This window comes from Sphaerisporangium sp. NBC_01403, from assembly GCF_045040145.1.
In the GTDB taxonomy this organism is placed as follows: Bacteria; Actinomycetota; Actinomycetes; order Streptosporangiales; family Streptosporangiaceae; genus Sphaerisporangium; species Sphaerisporangium viridialbum.
This window is the reverse complement of sequence record NZ_CP109534.1, coordinates 4,563,839-4,578,074: the sequence shown is the minus strand read 5'-3', so window position 1 is coordinate 4,578,074 and position 14,236 is coordinate 4,563,839. Positions and strand designations below refer to the sequence as shown.

General features: G+C 71.2%; 16 protein-coding genes. 10 read left to right on the top strand and 6 right to left on the bottom strand.

The window, feature by feature from the left end; translation table 11 throughout:
* Positions 1-29: 29 nt before the first annotated feature.
* Genes OG589_RS20615 through OG589_RS20600 form a run of 4 tightly spaced genes read left to right on the top strand, consistent with a single transcriptional unit; the run spans position 30 to position 3,601 of the window.
* On the top strand, positions 30-1,253 hold the full coding sequence (locus OG589_RS20615) for a flavin monoamine oxidase family protein (RefSeq protein ID WP_405151383.1): 1,224 nt from the start codon (positions 30-32) through the stop codon (positions 1,251-1,253).
* Positions 1,250-2,146 (top strand): Rieske 2Fe-2S domain-containing protein, encoded by an 897-nt coding sequence (locus OG589_RS20610; RefSeq protein ID WP_405151381.1) that lies wholly within the window; start codon positions 1,250-1,252, stop codon positions 2,144-2,146. The genes OG589_RS20615 and OG589_RS20610 overlap by 4 nt, the downstream gene beginning before the upstream one ends.
* Positions 2,143-2,952, top strand: coding sequence for an alpha/beta fold hydrolase (locus tag OG589_RS20605; protein ID WP_405151379.1), 810 nt, complete (start codon positions 2,143-2,145; stop codon positions 2,950-2,952). Before OG589_RS20610 ends, OG589_RS20605 begins: the two co-directional genes overlap by 4 nt.
* Entirely contained in the window at positions 2,930-3,601 is a 672-nt protein-coding gene (locus OG589_RS20600; protein WP_405151377.1) for a VOC family protein, read from the top strand. Before OG589_RS20605 ends, OG589_RS20600 begins: the two co-directional genes overlap by 23 nt.
* On the opposite strand, the gene OG589_RS20595 is transcribed toward OG589_RS20600, so the two are convergent.
* From OG589_RS20595 to dhaK, 5 genes are all read right to left on the bottom strand, one after another.
* On the bottom strand, positions 3,596-3,757 hold the full coding sequence (locus tag OG589_RS20595) for a hypothetical protein (RefSeq protein WP_405151375.1): 162 nt from the start codon (positions 3,755-3,757) through the stop codon (positions 3,596-3,598). The two genes, OG589_RS20600 and OG589_RS20595, sit on opposite strands and share 6 nt — an antisense overlap.
* Positions 3,758-4,028: 271 nt before the next feature.
* Positions 4,029-4,577: a hypothetical protein gene (locus OG589_RS20590; protein ID WP_405151374.1), complete on the bottom strand. Its 549-nt coding sequence runs from the start codon at positions 4,575-4,577 to the stop codon at positions 4,029-4,031.
* Positions 4,578-4,716: 139 nt separating this feature from the next.
* Positions 4,717-5,109, bottom strand: coding sequence for a dihydroxyacetone kinase phosphoryl donor subunit DhaM (dhaM, locus tag OG589_RS20585; protein WP_405151372.1), 393 nt, complete (start codon positions 5,107-5,109; stop codon positions 4,717-4,719).
* On the bottom strand, positions 5,106-5,732 hold the full coding sequence (gene dhaL / locus OG589_RS20580) for a dihydroxyacetone kinase subunit DhaL (protein WP_405151371.1): 627 nt from the start codon (positions 5,730-5,732) through the stop codon (positions 5,106-5,108). Before dhaL ends, dhaM begins: the two co-directional genes overlap by 4 nt.
* Positions 5,733-5,771: 39 nt before the next feature.
* Complete coding sequence (gene dhaK / locus OG589_RS20575) at positions 5,772-6,764, bottom strand: dihydroxyacetone kinase subunit DhaK (protein WP_405151369.1); 993 nt, start codon at positions 6,762-6,764, stop codon at positions 5,772-5,774.
* A 325-nt stretch (positions 6,765-7,089) separates the two neighbouring features.
* Here dhaK and OG589_RS20570 point away from each other — a divergent pair, with 325 nt between their 5' ends.
* From OG589_RS20570 to OG589_RS20545, 6 genes are all read left to right on the top strand, one after another.
* Positions 7,090-7,959, top strand: coding sequence for an endo alpha-1,4 polygalactosaminidase (locus OG589_RS20570; protein ID WP_405151368.1), 870 nt, complete (start codon positions 7,090-7,092; stop codon positions 7,957-7,959).
* Entirely contained in the window at positions 7,952-8,869 is a 918-nt protein-coding gene (locus tag OG589_RS20565) for a carbohydrate kinase family protein (protein WP_405151366.1), read from the top strand. The genes OG589_RS20570 and OG589_RS20565 overlap by 8 nt, the downstream gene beginning before the upstream one ends.
* Positions 8,866-10,179, top strand: a complete 1,314-nt coding sequence (locus tag OG589_RS20560) for an alpha-glucosidase/alpha-galactosidase (RefSeq protein ID WP_405151364.1) — start codon at positions 8,866-8,868, stop codon at positions 10,177-10,179. Before OG589_RS20565 ends, OG589_RS20560 begins: the two co-directional genes overlap by 4 nt.
* A 67-nt stretch (positions 10,180-10,246) precedes the next feature.
* Positions 10,247-11,545, top strand: a complete 1,299-nt coding sequence (locus OG589_RS20555) for an ABC transporter substrate-binding protein (RefSeq protein WP_405151362.1) — start codon at positions 10,247-10,249, stop codon at positions 11,543-11,545.
* Positions 11,542-12,459, top strand: a complete 918-nt coding sequence (locus OG589_RS20550; RefSeq protein ID WP_405151359.1) for a carbohydrate ABC transporter permease — start codon at positions 11,542-11,544, stop codon at positions 12,457-12,459. Before OG589_RS20555 ends, OG589_RS20550 begins: the two co-directional genes overlap by 4 nt.
* The gene (locus OG589_RS20545) at positions 12,456-13,391 is read left to right on the top strand and encodes a carbohydrate ABC transporter permease (protein ID WP_405151357.1); all 936 of its coding nucleotides are present in this window, start codon (positions 12,456-12,458) and stop codon (positions 13,389-13,391) included. Before OG589_RS20550 ends, OG589_RS20545 begins: the two co-directional genes overlap by 4 nt.
* Before the next feature lie 386 nt (positions 13,392-13,777).
* Here the strand turns inward: OG589_RS20545 and OG589_RS20540 are convergent, their stop codons facing one another.
* On the bottom strand, positions 13,778-13,906 hold the full coding sequence (locus tag OG589_RS20540) for a hypothetical protein (protein ID WP_405151355.1): 129 nt from the start codon (positions 13,904-13,906) through the stop codon (positions 13,778-13,780).
* Between the last annotated feature and the right edge of the window lie 330 nt (positions 13,907-14,236).

The following is a 14,236-nucleotide window of genomic DNA, read 5'->3' as shown; positions in this document are numbered from 1 at the left end:
ATGGACAAACTACTACAAGGGGGTGAACGGTGGTGCAGCTCGACGTCGTCGTGATCGGAGCCGGGATCAGCGGTCTGACCGCGGCCCGGCGCCTGCGCGACGAGGGCCTGTCGGTCGCCGTGCTGGAGGCCAGGGACCGGATCGGGGGCCGGATCCAGACCCATCGGCCCTCCCTGCTGGAACTCGGCGCGCAGGTGGTGCACGGGGACCGCAATCCCATCTGGTCGCTGCCCGGCCTGCGACGCCCGCCACCCCTGCCCCGGCGTACGGCCTTCGTCCTCCTCGGCGACGAGGTGCGGCCCATGGCCGTGCTGTCCGAGGCCGGGCCGCCTCCGCCGGTGCTGGAGGAGCGCCTGCTCGACGGCGCGACCGAGGACGTGCCGGTCACCGAGTGGCTCAAGCGCGAAGCCCCCGCTGCCTCCTCGGGGGCCGAGGCCACGGCCGAATGGTTCCGGCAGGGCTGGGCGGCCGACCCGGACATGCTCAGCGCGCTCGGCATCGCCGCCGGCCGCCGCGCGGACCGCGTGGGCCGGGGCGAGTTCGCGATCCCCGGAGGTCTCGACCGGCTGCCCGCGCGGTTCGCCACCGGTCTCGACGTGCGGACGGGCAGCCCGGTGCTGCGCGTCGCCTGGTCTCCCGGCCACGTGGACGTGGTGACCGCCGAAGGCGCCACCACCGCGGGCGCGGCCGTCATCACCGTCCCGCCCCCTCTGGTCGCCGACGGCAGGCTCGCCGTCAACGACCTCCCGGTGCGCAAGCAGGCCGCCGCGTACGAACTGCGGCTCGGCGACGCGTGGTGCGCCGTGGTCACCTACCCCGTCCCCGCCCCCGAGTCGCGTGTCGTATTCGACGCGGGCGGGCGGCTCGGGTTCCTCAGCGCCACGGCGGGCCGTCCAGAGGTGCTCGTCGTGGCCAAGGAACGCGCGGCCAGGGCGGCCCGCGCGGTCGCGCGCTCGTCCGCCGGGCTTGCCGCGCCGCTGGGCGAGGCGATGCCCTGGACCCGGGGGCTGCGGCCCGAGGCGGTCGACGTCGCCGACTGGGGCGCCGACGAGTGGGCGGGCGGCGCCTACACCTATCCCTGCGTGGGGGCGCTCTGGGCGCCCGAGGTCTGGGCCGAGCCGATGGGCGGCACGCTCTTCTTCGCCGGGGAGGCCACCGTGGGCCGCTCAGGCCCGCCCATGGTGCACATGGCCATGGCCAGCGGCGAACGCGCGGCCAGAGAAGTGATCGAGGCGCTGAAGGGATGCCGATGACGCCGATGACACCGCATGGGGGATGGTTCCTGCTGGCACTGGAGGAGGAGCTGACCGAGGAGCTCACGCCGCTCCGGCTCGGGAACCGCAGCCTGATCGCCGTCCGCGAGGGCGAGCGGATCCGCGTCTTCGACGGCGCCTGCCCGCACAGGGGCGCCCATCTCGGATACGGCGGCAAGCTGGACGGCGGCTGCGTGATCTGCCCGTTCCACGGGAAGCGGATCTCGCTCGGCGAGAGCACGCGGCGCTGGTCTGTCGGCGAGCTGCGGACCGAGCGCGCGGGCGCGGCCCTGTTCGTCAAGCTCTCCGACGGCCCGGGCGACGACCGGGGCTTCCAGCAGGCGATCAAGCAGGTGGCCGCCGATCTGACGGTCGTCGGTGCGGTGATCCAGCCCGTGGCCGTGCCCGCCGAGTACGTCGTCGAGAACGCCTTCGACGCCGAGCACTTCCGCTCGGTCCACCTGGTGCCCGCGGTGCGGGGCATGCGGGCCACGCTCGGCGAGCACGGCGAGCTGGTCATCGAGGGCGAGTTCCGCACCAAGGCGCCGCCCTGGGAGAAGGAACGGCGGCTGGACTTCGCGTCCCGGTTCGTGGCCCGCGCGTTCAGCCCGCATCTGGTGGTCACCGAGCTGGGCGGTGAGCAGGCGCCGTACACGATCATCACCGGGGCGATCCCGCGCGAGAAGGGCAGCGTGGGCCGGGTCGCCATCGGGGTGCGGCCCGACCAGGCCGACGCGCTGCCCGCCCTGATCCACGGCGCCCGCTACGCCTTCGACCAGGACCGGGTGGTCTGGGACCACCTGGACGTCGACGCTCCTCAGCGGCTCGACGCCGGGGACGCCCCTGTGATCGCCTTCCGCCAGTTCTGCGCGAGTTTCGGAGCGTTGTCATGACCCTGCATCTGCGCACGCACGGCGACGGTCTCGCCGTCCTGTGGATCCACGGCTACACCATGGACTCGTCGGTGTGGGAACGGCTGTGGGCGCTGCTGCCCGGCTGGCGGCACATCGGCGTCGACCTGCCCGGCCACGGCCGCTCCGGGCCGCTCGCCCCCGGGACGTCCCTGACGATGCTGGCGGCCGAGCTGACCGAGCTGGCGAGGGCCGAGTCGGCGAGCATGGTCGTGGCGGAGTCCATCGGCTCGATGGTCGCCCTGCAGATGGCCATCGACGATCCGCGCACCGTACGAGGGCTGATCATCGGCTCGCCCACCATCGCGGGCGCGCCCCCCGAGCCGGGGACGGGCGACCACTACCGCGCCCTTGCCATGCTCGCGCGCCGGGGCGCGACCGGCGAGGAGCTCGCCGACCTGTGGATGACGTCGCCGCCCGACATCTTCCGCGGCACCGAGCGGCACCCCGCCCTGCGGGCCGGGCTGCGCGCCATCGTGGCCAGGCACACCTGGCGGGAGTTGCGCGACGGCGCGATGTACGGCCTCAGCCGGCACGTGCACACCGCCGAGGACCTCAGCGGCATCCACGCGGCGACCCTGGTCGTGGCCGGCGACGAGGACATGGCGACCTTCAGGGCGAGCGCCGAGCTGCTGCGCGCGACCGTCCCCCGGTGCCGTACGGTCACCGTCCCCGCGGCCGGTCACCTGTGCATGATCGAACGGCCCGAGACGGTGGCGCCGCACATCGGCACCCACCTGCGGCTGGCCGCGATGGAGGAGGCACATGCCGATTCACGAGCACTATGAGCCGGGCGCGCCGTGCTGGGTGGACTACGCGGCGCTCGATCCCGAGGGCGCCCGGGCCTTCTACGGCGAGCTGTTCGGGTGGGGGTTCGACACCGAGGGCGGGTACGAGTTCATCCGCCTGGGCGGGAACGTCGTCGGCGGGTTCGGCCGGGTGCCGCCCGGGCGGGCGCTGCCCGCGTCGTGGAACACCTATCTGGCCACGAAGGACGCCGACGCCGTCGCGGGCCGGGTCAGGGGGCTCGGCGGCACGGTCGTCTTCGGCCCGATCGACGCGGGCCCCAACGGGCGGCTGCTGTTCGCGGTGGACCCCTCGGGGGCGGCCGTGGGGTTCTGGGAGGGCCGGCGGGAGGCCGGCATCGTGGTGGTGGGCGAGCCGGGGACGTGGTGCCGCCACGAGCTGTGGGCCGGCGACGTGGCCGCGGCCGACGCCTTCTACGGCGGCGTGTTCGGCACGCGCGGGCCCGCGCCGGCCGCCGAGGGGCCGGGTAACGGGCTCGCGCCGCAGTGGGTGACGTTCTTCGGGGCGGACGACTGCCCGGCCGCGCTCACCGCGGCCGAGCGCCTCGGCGCCACGATCGCCGCACGGCACGGCCCGGCGACGATCCTTCAGGACCCGTGGGGCGCGCTGTTCGCGCTGACTCCGCTATGAACGGTTGGCCCTGCGGCCGTAGCTCACGAAGAACAGGGCGACCAGGATGGCGCCTGCCACGGCGACCACCCCACCGGCCGTCTTGTTGATCAACAGGGCCACGATGACGGCGACCGCGTAGACCAGGGGGACGACCACTCGGAGGTTCAAGCCCATGATGTGCTCCTTTTGAACTGGATGGAGGCCAAATGCATCATCGGCCATGGGTCAAAGCCGGTCCAGACCAAAACCGAGAATAGGTCGGAACATACGTATTACTCAGCCGGAGGCATACGTATCGGCCCGGCCGGCGATGCGCAATACGTAACTCCGGCCGGCGCTCACGCCTGAAAGTAATCAGTGCTTTGAGGAGAGGGCATTACGGCGCGGCGACCGCGCGGCAGACCCTTTCCTCCGTGCGCGGAGGGTGAGCGCCGGGCCGGGAAACTCAGGACACGCGGCGCAGGTCCATCTGGAAATTCTGCCGCCAGGTCTTCCCGCCGTCGGGGCTGAACTCGCCGACCTCGTGCCAGGTCCTCCGGGTGAACTTCAGCGTGTACCGGATGGTCACGCTGGGCGTCTGGAGGTTCCACTGGAACAGGTTGTCGCCGACGACCGGCACGACCTCGGTGACGTGGCCCCCGGAGAACGCCTCCCAGCGGTACTGCCCGGTGAGGTCGTTGTAGTTGATCACGGCGAGCGCGGTGTCCACGACCCGCCGCGGCTGCGCCTTGTCGCGTCCCTCGCCCTCCACGGAGAGCGCGAGACCGCTCACCTGGCGCCGGACGTGCTCGGTCTGGGTGAACTCCTGCCGCTCACCAGAACTGGTGATGGTCCAGCCGGCTCCGGCCCACCGGCCGACCATGAAGTCGAGCTTCCGCATCGCGGTGAGCTGTGTGGGGACGTCCAGTGTCCTCGCGGCCGTTGCCGTGTCGGCGGCGGCGGCGCCGACCCCACCGCCCGCGGCCAGGGCGAGTAGGCAGAAAAAGGGCAGCAACCTACGACTTAATCGCTTCATGGGGTGATCTTTACATATGCCGCCTCCGCACCGGTGCGCCTTCCCGTGGATCAGTACGCGGACCTGCGCCGCGTTTCCGGCACAGCCGTCAATTCCATCCCTTTTGCGGTATTAGTCGTCATAGTTTGCGGTATGTCCTGGCATCCTCGGCGGCGTCCAGTACTCCTTCCAGGGAGGCCCCGATACCGGCCGCCACGGCCGCCGCTATGGCGCCCTCGACGAAGGGGACGTCGGCGATCACCACCTGACCGGGTTGCTCGAAAAGGAGGGCCGTCAGCACCGAGCTGCCGAGGTCGGGGATGAGCACGACCCCGGCTCCCCGGCCGACCTCCTCGATGGCCGCCGCCACCTTGTCCGGGCTGGTGCCGAGCCCGCCGTCGTCGGTGCCCCCCGCGGGCGCCACCCGTACGTCGGGTCCGGCGATCCCCACGGCGAGCGCGACCGCCTCCCTCGCCAGCGCGTCGCTGTGCGAGACGAGGACGATGCCCACGAGACCGTCCCGGGTGGTCATCCGGCGGCCACCGCGTGCAGGGCGGCGAGGACCAGGGCGGTGGAGGCCGCGCCCGGGTCCTGGTGGCCGATGCTGCGCTCGCCCAGGTAGCTGGCGCGTCCCTTGCGGGCCTGGAGGGGGATCGTCGCCTGGGCGCCCTCCTCCGCCGCCGCGCGGGCGGCGTCGAGAGCCTCCTCGGCCTTCGTCCCGTTCTGTACGGCCGCGGAGAGGGCGCGTGACGCGGGGGCGAGGGCGTCCACCATGGTCTTGTCGCCCTCGGCCGCGCCGCCGAGCCTCCGCACGCCCGCGAGGGCCGCCTCGAAGCCGGACGCCAGCTCGGCGAGCGTGACGTCGGCGCCGGAGCCGAGGGCCTTGCCCAGCTCGCGGAAGGCCGTCCCGTAAAGGGGTCCCGAGGCGCCGCCGACCTTGCGGATCAGCGTCGTGCCGGTGAGGCTGAGGACGGCTCCCGGGGTGCCGCCCGGCGCGGCGGCCAGGGCCTCCCGGACGGCGGTGAAGCCGCGGTCCAGGTTGGAGCCGTGGTCGGCGTCACCGATGGCGGCGTCGAGCCGCGTCAGGTGGTCGCGGTTCGCGCCGACGGCCCGCGCGACCTCCTCGATCCAGGCGGTGAAGAACTGGGCGTCCATGGGGCTCGCGACTCCTCGAAGCGGGTGCGGGTGGTGCTGTCACCGGCCCCAGCGGAGGCCGGGGGTCTCCACGGGGGCGTCCCAGAGGCGGGTGAGCTCGTCGGTCAGCCTGCACACGCTCACCGAGAAGCCCTGCATGTCGAGGCTGGTGACGTAGTTGCCCACCAGGGCGCGGGCGGGCTCGGCGCCCTTGTCGCGCAGGTAGGCGGCGACCTCGGCGAAGACGACGTACAGCTCGATGAGCGGGGTGCCGCCCATGCCGTTGACCAGCACCAGCGTGTCGCCGGAGAGCGGCATGTCGGCGTTGACGGCGTCCATGGCGACGCGGGCCAGCTCGCGGGCCGGGGCGATGGGCGCGCGGGTGCGGCCGGGCTCGCCGTGGATGCCGATGCCCAGCTCGATCTCGTCGCCGGCCAGCTCGAAGGTCGGCTTCCCGGCCGCTGGGACGGTGCAGGGGGACAGGGCCACGCCGAACGAGCGGCTGCGCGCGTTGACCTCCTCGCCCACCTTGGCCACCTCGGCGAGGGACGCGCCCTCCTCGGCCAGGGCTCCGGCGATCTTCTCCACGAAGACCGTCGCGCCGGTGCCGCGGCGGCCGGCGGTGTAGAGGGAGTCCTTGACGGCCACGTCGTCGTTGACGAGCACGACGGCGACCTCGATGCCCTCCTCGGCGCACAGCTCCGCCGCCATCTCGAAGTTCAGCACGTCGCCGGTGTAGTTCTTGACGATGTGCAGCACCCCGGCGCCGCCGTCGACGCCCTTGGTGGCCTCGATGACCTGGTCGGGGACCGGTGAGGTGAAGATCTCTCCCGGACAGGCCGCGTCGAGCATGCCGTGCCCGACGAAGCCCCCGTGCAGCGGTTCGTGACCGGAGCCGCCCCCCGACACCAGCCCGACCTTGCCCCGCGTGGGCGCGGACCGGCGGTACACGATCTTGTTCTCCAGGTCCACGCGGAGGCCGGGGTGGGCCTCGGCGATTCCGGCGAGCGCGTCGGCGACGACGGAGTCCGCGCTGTTGATGAGCTTCTTCATGAGGCGGTCCTCGGCTGCGATCGGTGGTTCCCCGGCCAGACTCTCCCCGTTCGCGGGTCCTGGCAAGCGCCGCCCGCTCCCGTCTGCGGATGTAATCGACTCTTGATGCGCGAAAAGCTTGAATTTCGCGCATGAACGCGCAAGCCTGAAGGCGCGTTCGAGGTGGTCCAGGAAGGAGACCTCATCCGCGTGCTGGCGTGAGCCCTGGCGAATCGGAGTGTGGGCCGCGCCACTCCGCCGTCCATGGCGAGGCCGGTCCGGAGAGTGGGGAACAGCGCGCATTTCGCCACTTTGTCCCGAACATAATCGTTCGCGAGGAGTGTCCATGCGTCTTCCACGGAGTCCCCGTATCTTCCGTACGTTATCCGTCGTCGCCTTCGCCGTTCTCTGCCTGACCGGCGTCCAAGCCCAGGCTCAGGCGGCCGCGCTACCCGCTCCCGTCGCCTGCTCCGGCTGCTGGCAGCCCGCCCTGCAGACAAGCTGGCAGTGGCAGCTCTCGTCCCTGCCGACCACCCCCTTCGCCGATGTGCAGATGTACGACATCGACGGCTTCGAGGCGGGCAGCGCGCTGGTCAAGTCGCTGCACGACACCAAGCCGGGCCGCGGGGTCGTCTGCTACATCAGCGCCGGATCGTACGAAGACTGGCGTCCTGACGCCGCGCAGTTCCCCGCCTCCGTGCTCGGAAAGGCTCTCGACGGATGGGCGGGCGAGCGCTGGCTCGACATCCGGCAGTACGCCGGCACGCTCGGCACGATCATGAAGGCCCGCCTGGACAGGTGCAAGGCCGCCGGGTTCGACGCGGTCGAGCCGGACAACGTCGACGGCTACACCAACGACACCGGCTTCCCGCTGAAGGCGTCCGACCAGCTCGCGTACAACTCCTGGCTGGCCAACGAGGCGCACAGGCGCGGCCTGTCCGTGGCGCTGAAGAACGACAACGAGCAGATCCCGCAGCTCCTGCCGTACTTCGACTTCGCGCTCAACGAGCAGTGCTTCCAGTACTCCGAGTGCACCACCGCCGACAACGGCTCCTACGGATACGACCAGTTCGTCAACGCGGGCAAGGCCGTGTTCGAGGTGGAGTACAGCCTCGCCACCTCGAAGTTCTGCACCAAGGCCAACAAGGCGAACTTCAACTCGTTGAAGAAACACCTGAACCTGGACGCCTACCGCGTTCCGTGCCGTGGTGCCTGAGTACGACCTGCTGGTCGTCGGCGACGCCAACCCCGACGTGGTGCTCACCGGAGCGCCACGTCGGCCGGCGTACGGTCAGCGCGAGGAGCTGGTGGAGCGGGGCGAGCTGGTGCTCGGCGGGTCCGGCGCGATCACGGCGTGCGGCGCCGCGCGGCTCGGGCTGCGGACGGCCTTCGTCGGCCGCGTCGGCGCCGACGCCGCGGGGCGCCTGGTCCTCGGGATGCTCGCCGAGCGCGGGGTGGACACCCGTCACTGCGTCGTCGACGAGCGCCCGACCGCGCTCACCGTGGTCCTGGCGCGGGAGGGCGCGGGCGGGCGGGCGATCCTCACCGCGCCGGGGTGCCTGCCGTACCTCACCGCGGACGACGTGCCGGGGCACCTGCTCAGGGCCGCCGCACATGTGCACGTTTCGTCGTACTTCCTCCAGCCGGGCCTCGCCGCCGGGCTCCCCGCGCTGTTCGGGCAGGCGCGCGGCACGACCAGCCTGGACACCAACGACGACCCCGCGGGGGAGTGGCGGGGGCTGGACGAGGTGCTCAAGACGGCCGGCGTGCTGCTGCCCAACGCCGCCGAGGCGCTCGCGATCACCGGCGAGCCCGCCGTCGAGAAGGCCGCCGAGGCCCTCGCCCGGCGCGGCGTGCTGCCGGTCGTCAAGGACGGCCGCGACGGTGCGCTGGCGTGGGCCGACGGGGCCGCCGTACGGGTGCCCGCGCCGTACGTGCCGGAGGCCGAGATCGCCGACACCGTCGGCGCGGGCGACTCCTTCAACGCCGGATTCATCGCGGCCCGGCTGCGCGGCCTGGACCTTCCCGGGAGCCTCCGCGTCGCCGTGGCCTGCGGATCGCTGTCAACCCGTGCGGCAGGCGGAACCGCCGCCCAGCCCACCTGGGACGAGGTGCACAACCAGTGAAGATCGTATTTCTCGGCGCCGGGAGCGTCGAGTTCACCCAAGGGCTACTGGCCGACCTGTTCGGCTTTCCCGAGCTGCGCGAGCGGGACGACCTGGAGATCGCTCTCCACGACATCGACCCCGAGCGCCTGCGGACCGCCGAGGCCGCCGCGCACTACATCGCGGCAGCGGGAGTCTCGGCTCCGCTCCCGGTGAAGATCACCGCGCACCTGGAGCGGCGGCCCGCCCTCGAAGGGGCCGACTTCGTGATCAACATGATCCAGGTCGGCATGATCGGCGCGACCCGCACCGACTTCGAGATCCCCGCCCGGTACGGGCTGCGCCAGACGATCGGCGACACGCTCGGCGTCGGCGGGATCTTCCGGGCGCTCCGCACCTTCCCGGTGCTGGAGGGCATCGGCCGCGACATCGCGGAGCTCTGCCCCGGCGCCTGGCTGCTCAACTACACCAACCCGATGGCCATGAACGTGTGGTACCTCAACGCGGCCACCCCGGTGCAGAACGTCGTCGGGCTCTGCCACTCGGTGCACTGGACCATCCACGACCTGTCCGAGCTGGTGGGCGTGCCCATGGACGAGGTGTCCTTCCTCGCCGCCGGGGTCAACCACCAGGCGTGGGTGCTGCGGTTCGAGCGCGCGGGGCAGAGCCTCTACCCTCGCCTGGACGAGGCCATCGAGCGCGACCCCGGCCTGCTGCGCAGGGTGCGCGTCGACATGTACCGGCGGCTCGGCGTCTTCCCGACCGAGAGCAGCGAGCACTCCTCGGAGTACGTGCCGTGGTACCTGCACAGCGACGAGGAGATCGAGCGGCTGCGCATCCCGGTGGGCGACTACATCGGCATCAGCGAGGAGAACGTGCGGCGGTACGAGGCCACCCGCGACGCGCTCGGCGCCGGGAGGCCCATCACGGTCGAGGCCACCATGGAGTACGCGCCGCAGATCATCCACAGCGTCGTGACCGGCGCCCGGCGCGTGGTCTACGGCAACGTCGTCAACCGCGGCCTGATCGGCAACCTCCCGCCCGGGTGCGTCGTCGAGGTGCCGTGCGTGGTGGACGCGCTCGGCGTGCGGCCGATGGCGGTGCCCGACCTGCCGCCGCAGTGCGCGGCGCTCAACCGCGCGTACGTCGCCGTCAACGAGCTGACCGTGCGCGCGGCCCTGGAGGGGCGGCCGGACCACATTCGGCACGCGGTGATGGCGGACCCCAACGCCTCCGCCACGCTGACGGTCGAGCAGATCTGGGCCCTGTGCGACGACATGGTACGGGCGCACGGCGACCTGCTCCCTGAGTCACTGAGAGGTGCCGTGTGAGCGGATCGCCGGCGCGCGGAACGACCGAGGAGGAACCGGTGAAGACCATTCCCGTAAGGAGGCCCCGGTGAGCCGGGCCTGGCGGAGCGGCACGCTGGCGGCCGTCGCGGCCGGGCTCGCCGCGGTCGTGGGGCTCGCGGCCTGCGGCGCCCCGGCCGAGGAGGCCGCGGGCCCGGTGAAGGTGGTCTGGTGGCACGGCCAGGTGGAGACCCAGGCGAAGGTGATCCAGGATCTCGCCGCCGACTACAACCGCACCCATCCGGGCGTCCAGGTCGTCCCCGCCGTCGGCACGACCAATGTGGACGACATGCTGCAGAAGGTGCAGGCCGCGCTCGCCGGCGGCGACGCGCCCGACATCGCGTACATGTACGGATCCTGGTCGGCCCACCTGGCCAAGAGCCCCAAGGTGTACGACCTGACCAAGCTCGTGAAGGACCCGGCCTTCGGGTGGGACGACTTCTGGCCGTCGGAGCGGGCGGCGGCCGAGGTGAACGGGAAGGTCATCGGCGTCCCCGCGATCGTGGACAACCTCGCGGTGGTCTACAACAAGAAGCTGTTCGACGCGGCGGGCGTGCCGTACCCGTCCAAGGACTGGACCTGGGAGGACTTCCGCGCCGCCGCCGCGAAACTGACTTCTCCCGAAAAAGGCGTATATGGCACGGCATATCCGGTCACCGGGAGCGAGGACACGGTATGGCGGTTCTGGCCCATGCTCTGGCAGCAGGGCGGGTCGATCGTGTCCCCGGACGGCAAGACGGCGGCGTTCGACACGCCGCAGGCCGTTCAGGCGTTGACGCTCTGGCAGTCGATGGCGCGTCAGGATAAGTCCGTATATCTGGACCAAAACGGGGAGAAGTTCCTCCCGCTGTTCCAGAGCGGGAAGGTGGGCATGGTCATCGCCGGGCCGTGGGCACTCCTCGACTTCATCGACCACAAGATCTCGTACGGCGTCCAGGTGCTGCCCGGCTACGGCGGCAACCACGAGACCATCGCGGGTCCGGACAACTGGGTCGTGTTCGACAACGGCTCGAAGCGGACCAAGGCCGCCACCGACTTCCTGACCTGGATCACCCGGCCGGAGCAGGACGCCCGCTGGACGCTCGGCCTCGGCAACCTGCCCGTCCGCAAGGCCACGATGGAGCTCCCGGCGTACAAGCAGTTCGTCAAGGACTTCCCCGACGTGGACGTCTTCACCGCCAACCTCGACAACGCCAAGCAGGCCCGTCCGGCGCTGGAGAGCTATCCGGAGTTCTCCGAGAAGGTCGGCGACGCGATCGGGCAGGCGCTGATCGGCGGCACGCCCGTACAGCAGGCGCTGGACCAGGCGGCCAAGGACGCGGGCCGCGTGCTCGCGAAGTCGCGGTGAGCGTGACGGTGGGCGTCAGGCGGGTGCCCGTCCGCGCCGGCGCCCGCCGCCTGCTTCCCGACCTCACCGGCTGGGGCTTCGTACTCCCGGCCACCCTGGTGATCGTCGGCCTGTCGCTCTTCCCGGCCGCGTGGGCGCTGCTGCTCTCCCTCCGCGACGGCGACCTGATCTCCGGCGGCGCGTACGTGGGCCTGCAGAACTACCGGGACATGCTGGACGACCCGGACCTGCTCGCCGCCACCGGGCACACCCTGCTGTACACCGTGCTGTTCGTCCCCGGCTCGGTGATCCTCGGGCTGCCCCTGGCGCTCATGCTCAACCGGCCCATCCGGCTCATCGGGTTCTACCGTACGTGCATCTTCGTCCCGTACGTCGTGTCAGCCGCCGCCACCGGGATCCTCGCCAACTTCGTCTTCGACCCGGAGTTCGGCATCGCCAACACGGTGCTGCGGGCGGTGGGACTGCCGCCGCTCGGGTTCCTCCAGGACCCCGGCCAGGCGATGATCGTGCTCGTCGTCATCTCGCTGTGGGGCGGCATCGGGCTCCCCGCCGTGGTCTACCTCGCCGCGTTGCAGGACATCCCGCGCGAGCTGACCGAGGCGGCGCGGGTGGACGGGGCCTCGGGGCGGCACGTGTTCCGGTACGTCATCGTGCCGCAGCTCCGCCCGGCCACGGTCTTCCTGGTGATCTGGCAGACGATCGACGCGCTCCAGCTCTTCGACCTCGTCTACACCACCACCAAGGGCCAGCCGCTCGACTCCACCACAGTGATCGTTCTCTACCTGTACCAGCAGGCGTTCCAGCTGTTCCACTCCGGGTACGGCGCGGCGGTGGCGTACGGGCTGTTCGTGCTCACGCTCGCGGTCTCCTCCGTCGCCCTGTGGTACTCGCGCCGAGGGGAGGCCCACGCATGACCACCGCGACCGGCCCTGTCAGTCCTGCCGGCTCTGCCGGCCCTGTCGGCGTGGTCGGCGTGGTCGGCACTGAGAACCCTGGGAGCCGGGGCGCGACCGGCGGCGGCATGCCGGGAGGGAAGAGCGGGCGGCCGTGGCTGGCCCATCTCATCCTGATGCCCACCGCGCTGGTCTTCGCCGCCCCGCTGGTGTGGATGGCGCTGACGGCGTTCATGCCGGACACCGACATCAACCGCTACCCGCCCCGCGTCTGGCCGTCGCACTTCACGCTCGCCGGATTCGCCCGGATCTTCACCGAGGACGACTATCCGCGCTGGCTGATGAACACCGTCCTCGTCTCGGCCGTCGCCGTGGCCGGGCACCTGGTGCTCTGCTCCCTCGCCGGGTACGGCTTCGCCCGCCTGCGGTTCCGGGGCAGGACGCTGACCTTCGCCCTCGTCATGGCGACCGTCATGGTCCCGGCCCAGGTGCTGATGATCCCGACGTTCCTGATGTTCCGTAACCTCGGGCTGATCGACACGCTCGGCGCGGCCTTCGTCCCCTGGCTCGCCTCGGCCTTCGGCGTCTTCCTCATGCGGCAGTTCTTCCTCTCACTGCCGCGCGAACTGGAGGAGGCCGCGACGATCGACGGCTGCTCCCGCCTCGGGGTGTTCTTCCGGATCGTGCTCCCGCTCGCCCGGCCGGCCCTCGCGACGCTGACGGTGTTCACGCTGCTGGGCGCGTGGAACGACCTGATCTGGCCGCTGATCGCCATCAGCTCGGAGGACACCTACACCCTCCAGATGGGCCTCGCCACCTTCGCCGGCGCCCGCCACACCGAATGGTCCGCCCTCATGGCCGGCAACCTCGTCGCCACCCTCCCCCTGGTAGCCGCCTTCATCCTGGCCCAGCGCCACTTCGTCGCCACCATGAGCTTCTCCGGCCTCAAGTGACCCCGGCGGGCAGTGACGAAGTACTTCCCGGACAGCAGGATCTGTCCGTACGACCACGAACCGGCGCCATTCGGAACTCGCTGAAAGTAAGCGCCGTGCCATTAGTGTGACGGGGGCCGGACTTGGCGGGGGTCGCTGGGGGCGATTTGGGCGGGCCTGGAGAGGGAGGTCTCTGCGCTGCCCTGGCCTGGTCGATGTGTGGCCGTTTGATGTCTGCCGATGCCATCGGTTCGGATCCGGAATGCGATGGTCTGAGTCGGCGCGGCCTGGTCTTTCCGGGTGCTTTTATGCGCTGTCGAGCGGGACTACTTCAGTGATTTCAAGGGAGTGGGTCGCGGGGCTGTCGATGTGGATTCTCGTATTGGGCTTTGGCGGGCTGTTCTTTCTTAGTCCCAGGTGGTGCCAGCGGTGCGCGAGTAGCTGTCCCAGGTGGTGCCGGCGGTGCGGGAGCGGGAGTCCCAGGTGGTGCCGGCGGAGCGGGTGGAGGTGACCGAGGAGAAGATGGAGTTGGTCATTTCTCTGTCTCTTTTCGTGTGGGCTGTGTATTTGTTCTCGCACAACCAACTCTGCGGGAATCGCGACCCGCAAACCAGATGAACGGGCGGCAGCAAGCTGCACCGCCGTGACCGCTTCCTGCCACCCCCGGGCCAGACATCCGCCCGAGAACCCGCACGCGCGACGTAGCCGCAGGTCGGACCGCTCGTCCACAAGTGACGCAGGCCACGACGTCGCGGAACCGGCTGGTACGCGGTCACGCCGGCACGTCCTGGAGCGTGCCCCGCGCGGACCTGGGGCCCGCGTCGCGGGGGCACTCCGGCGGGCCTGGATATGGCAGAGGCCCTTGA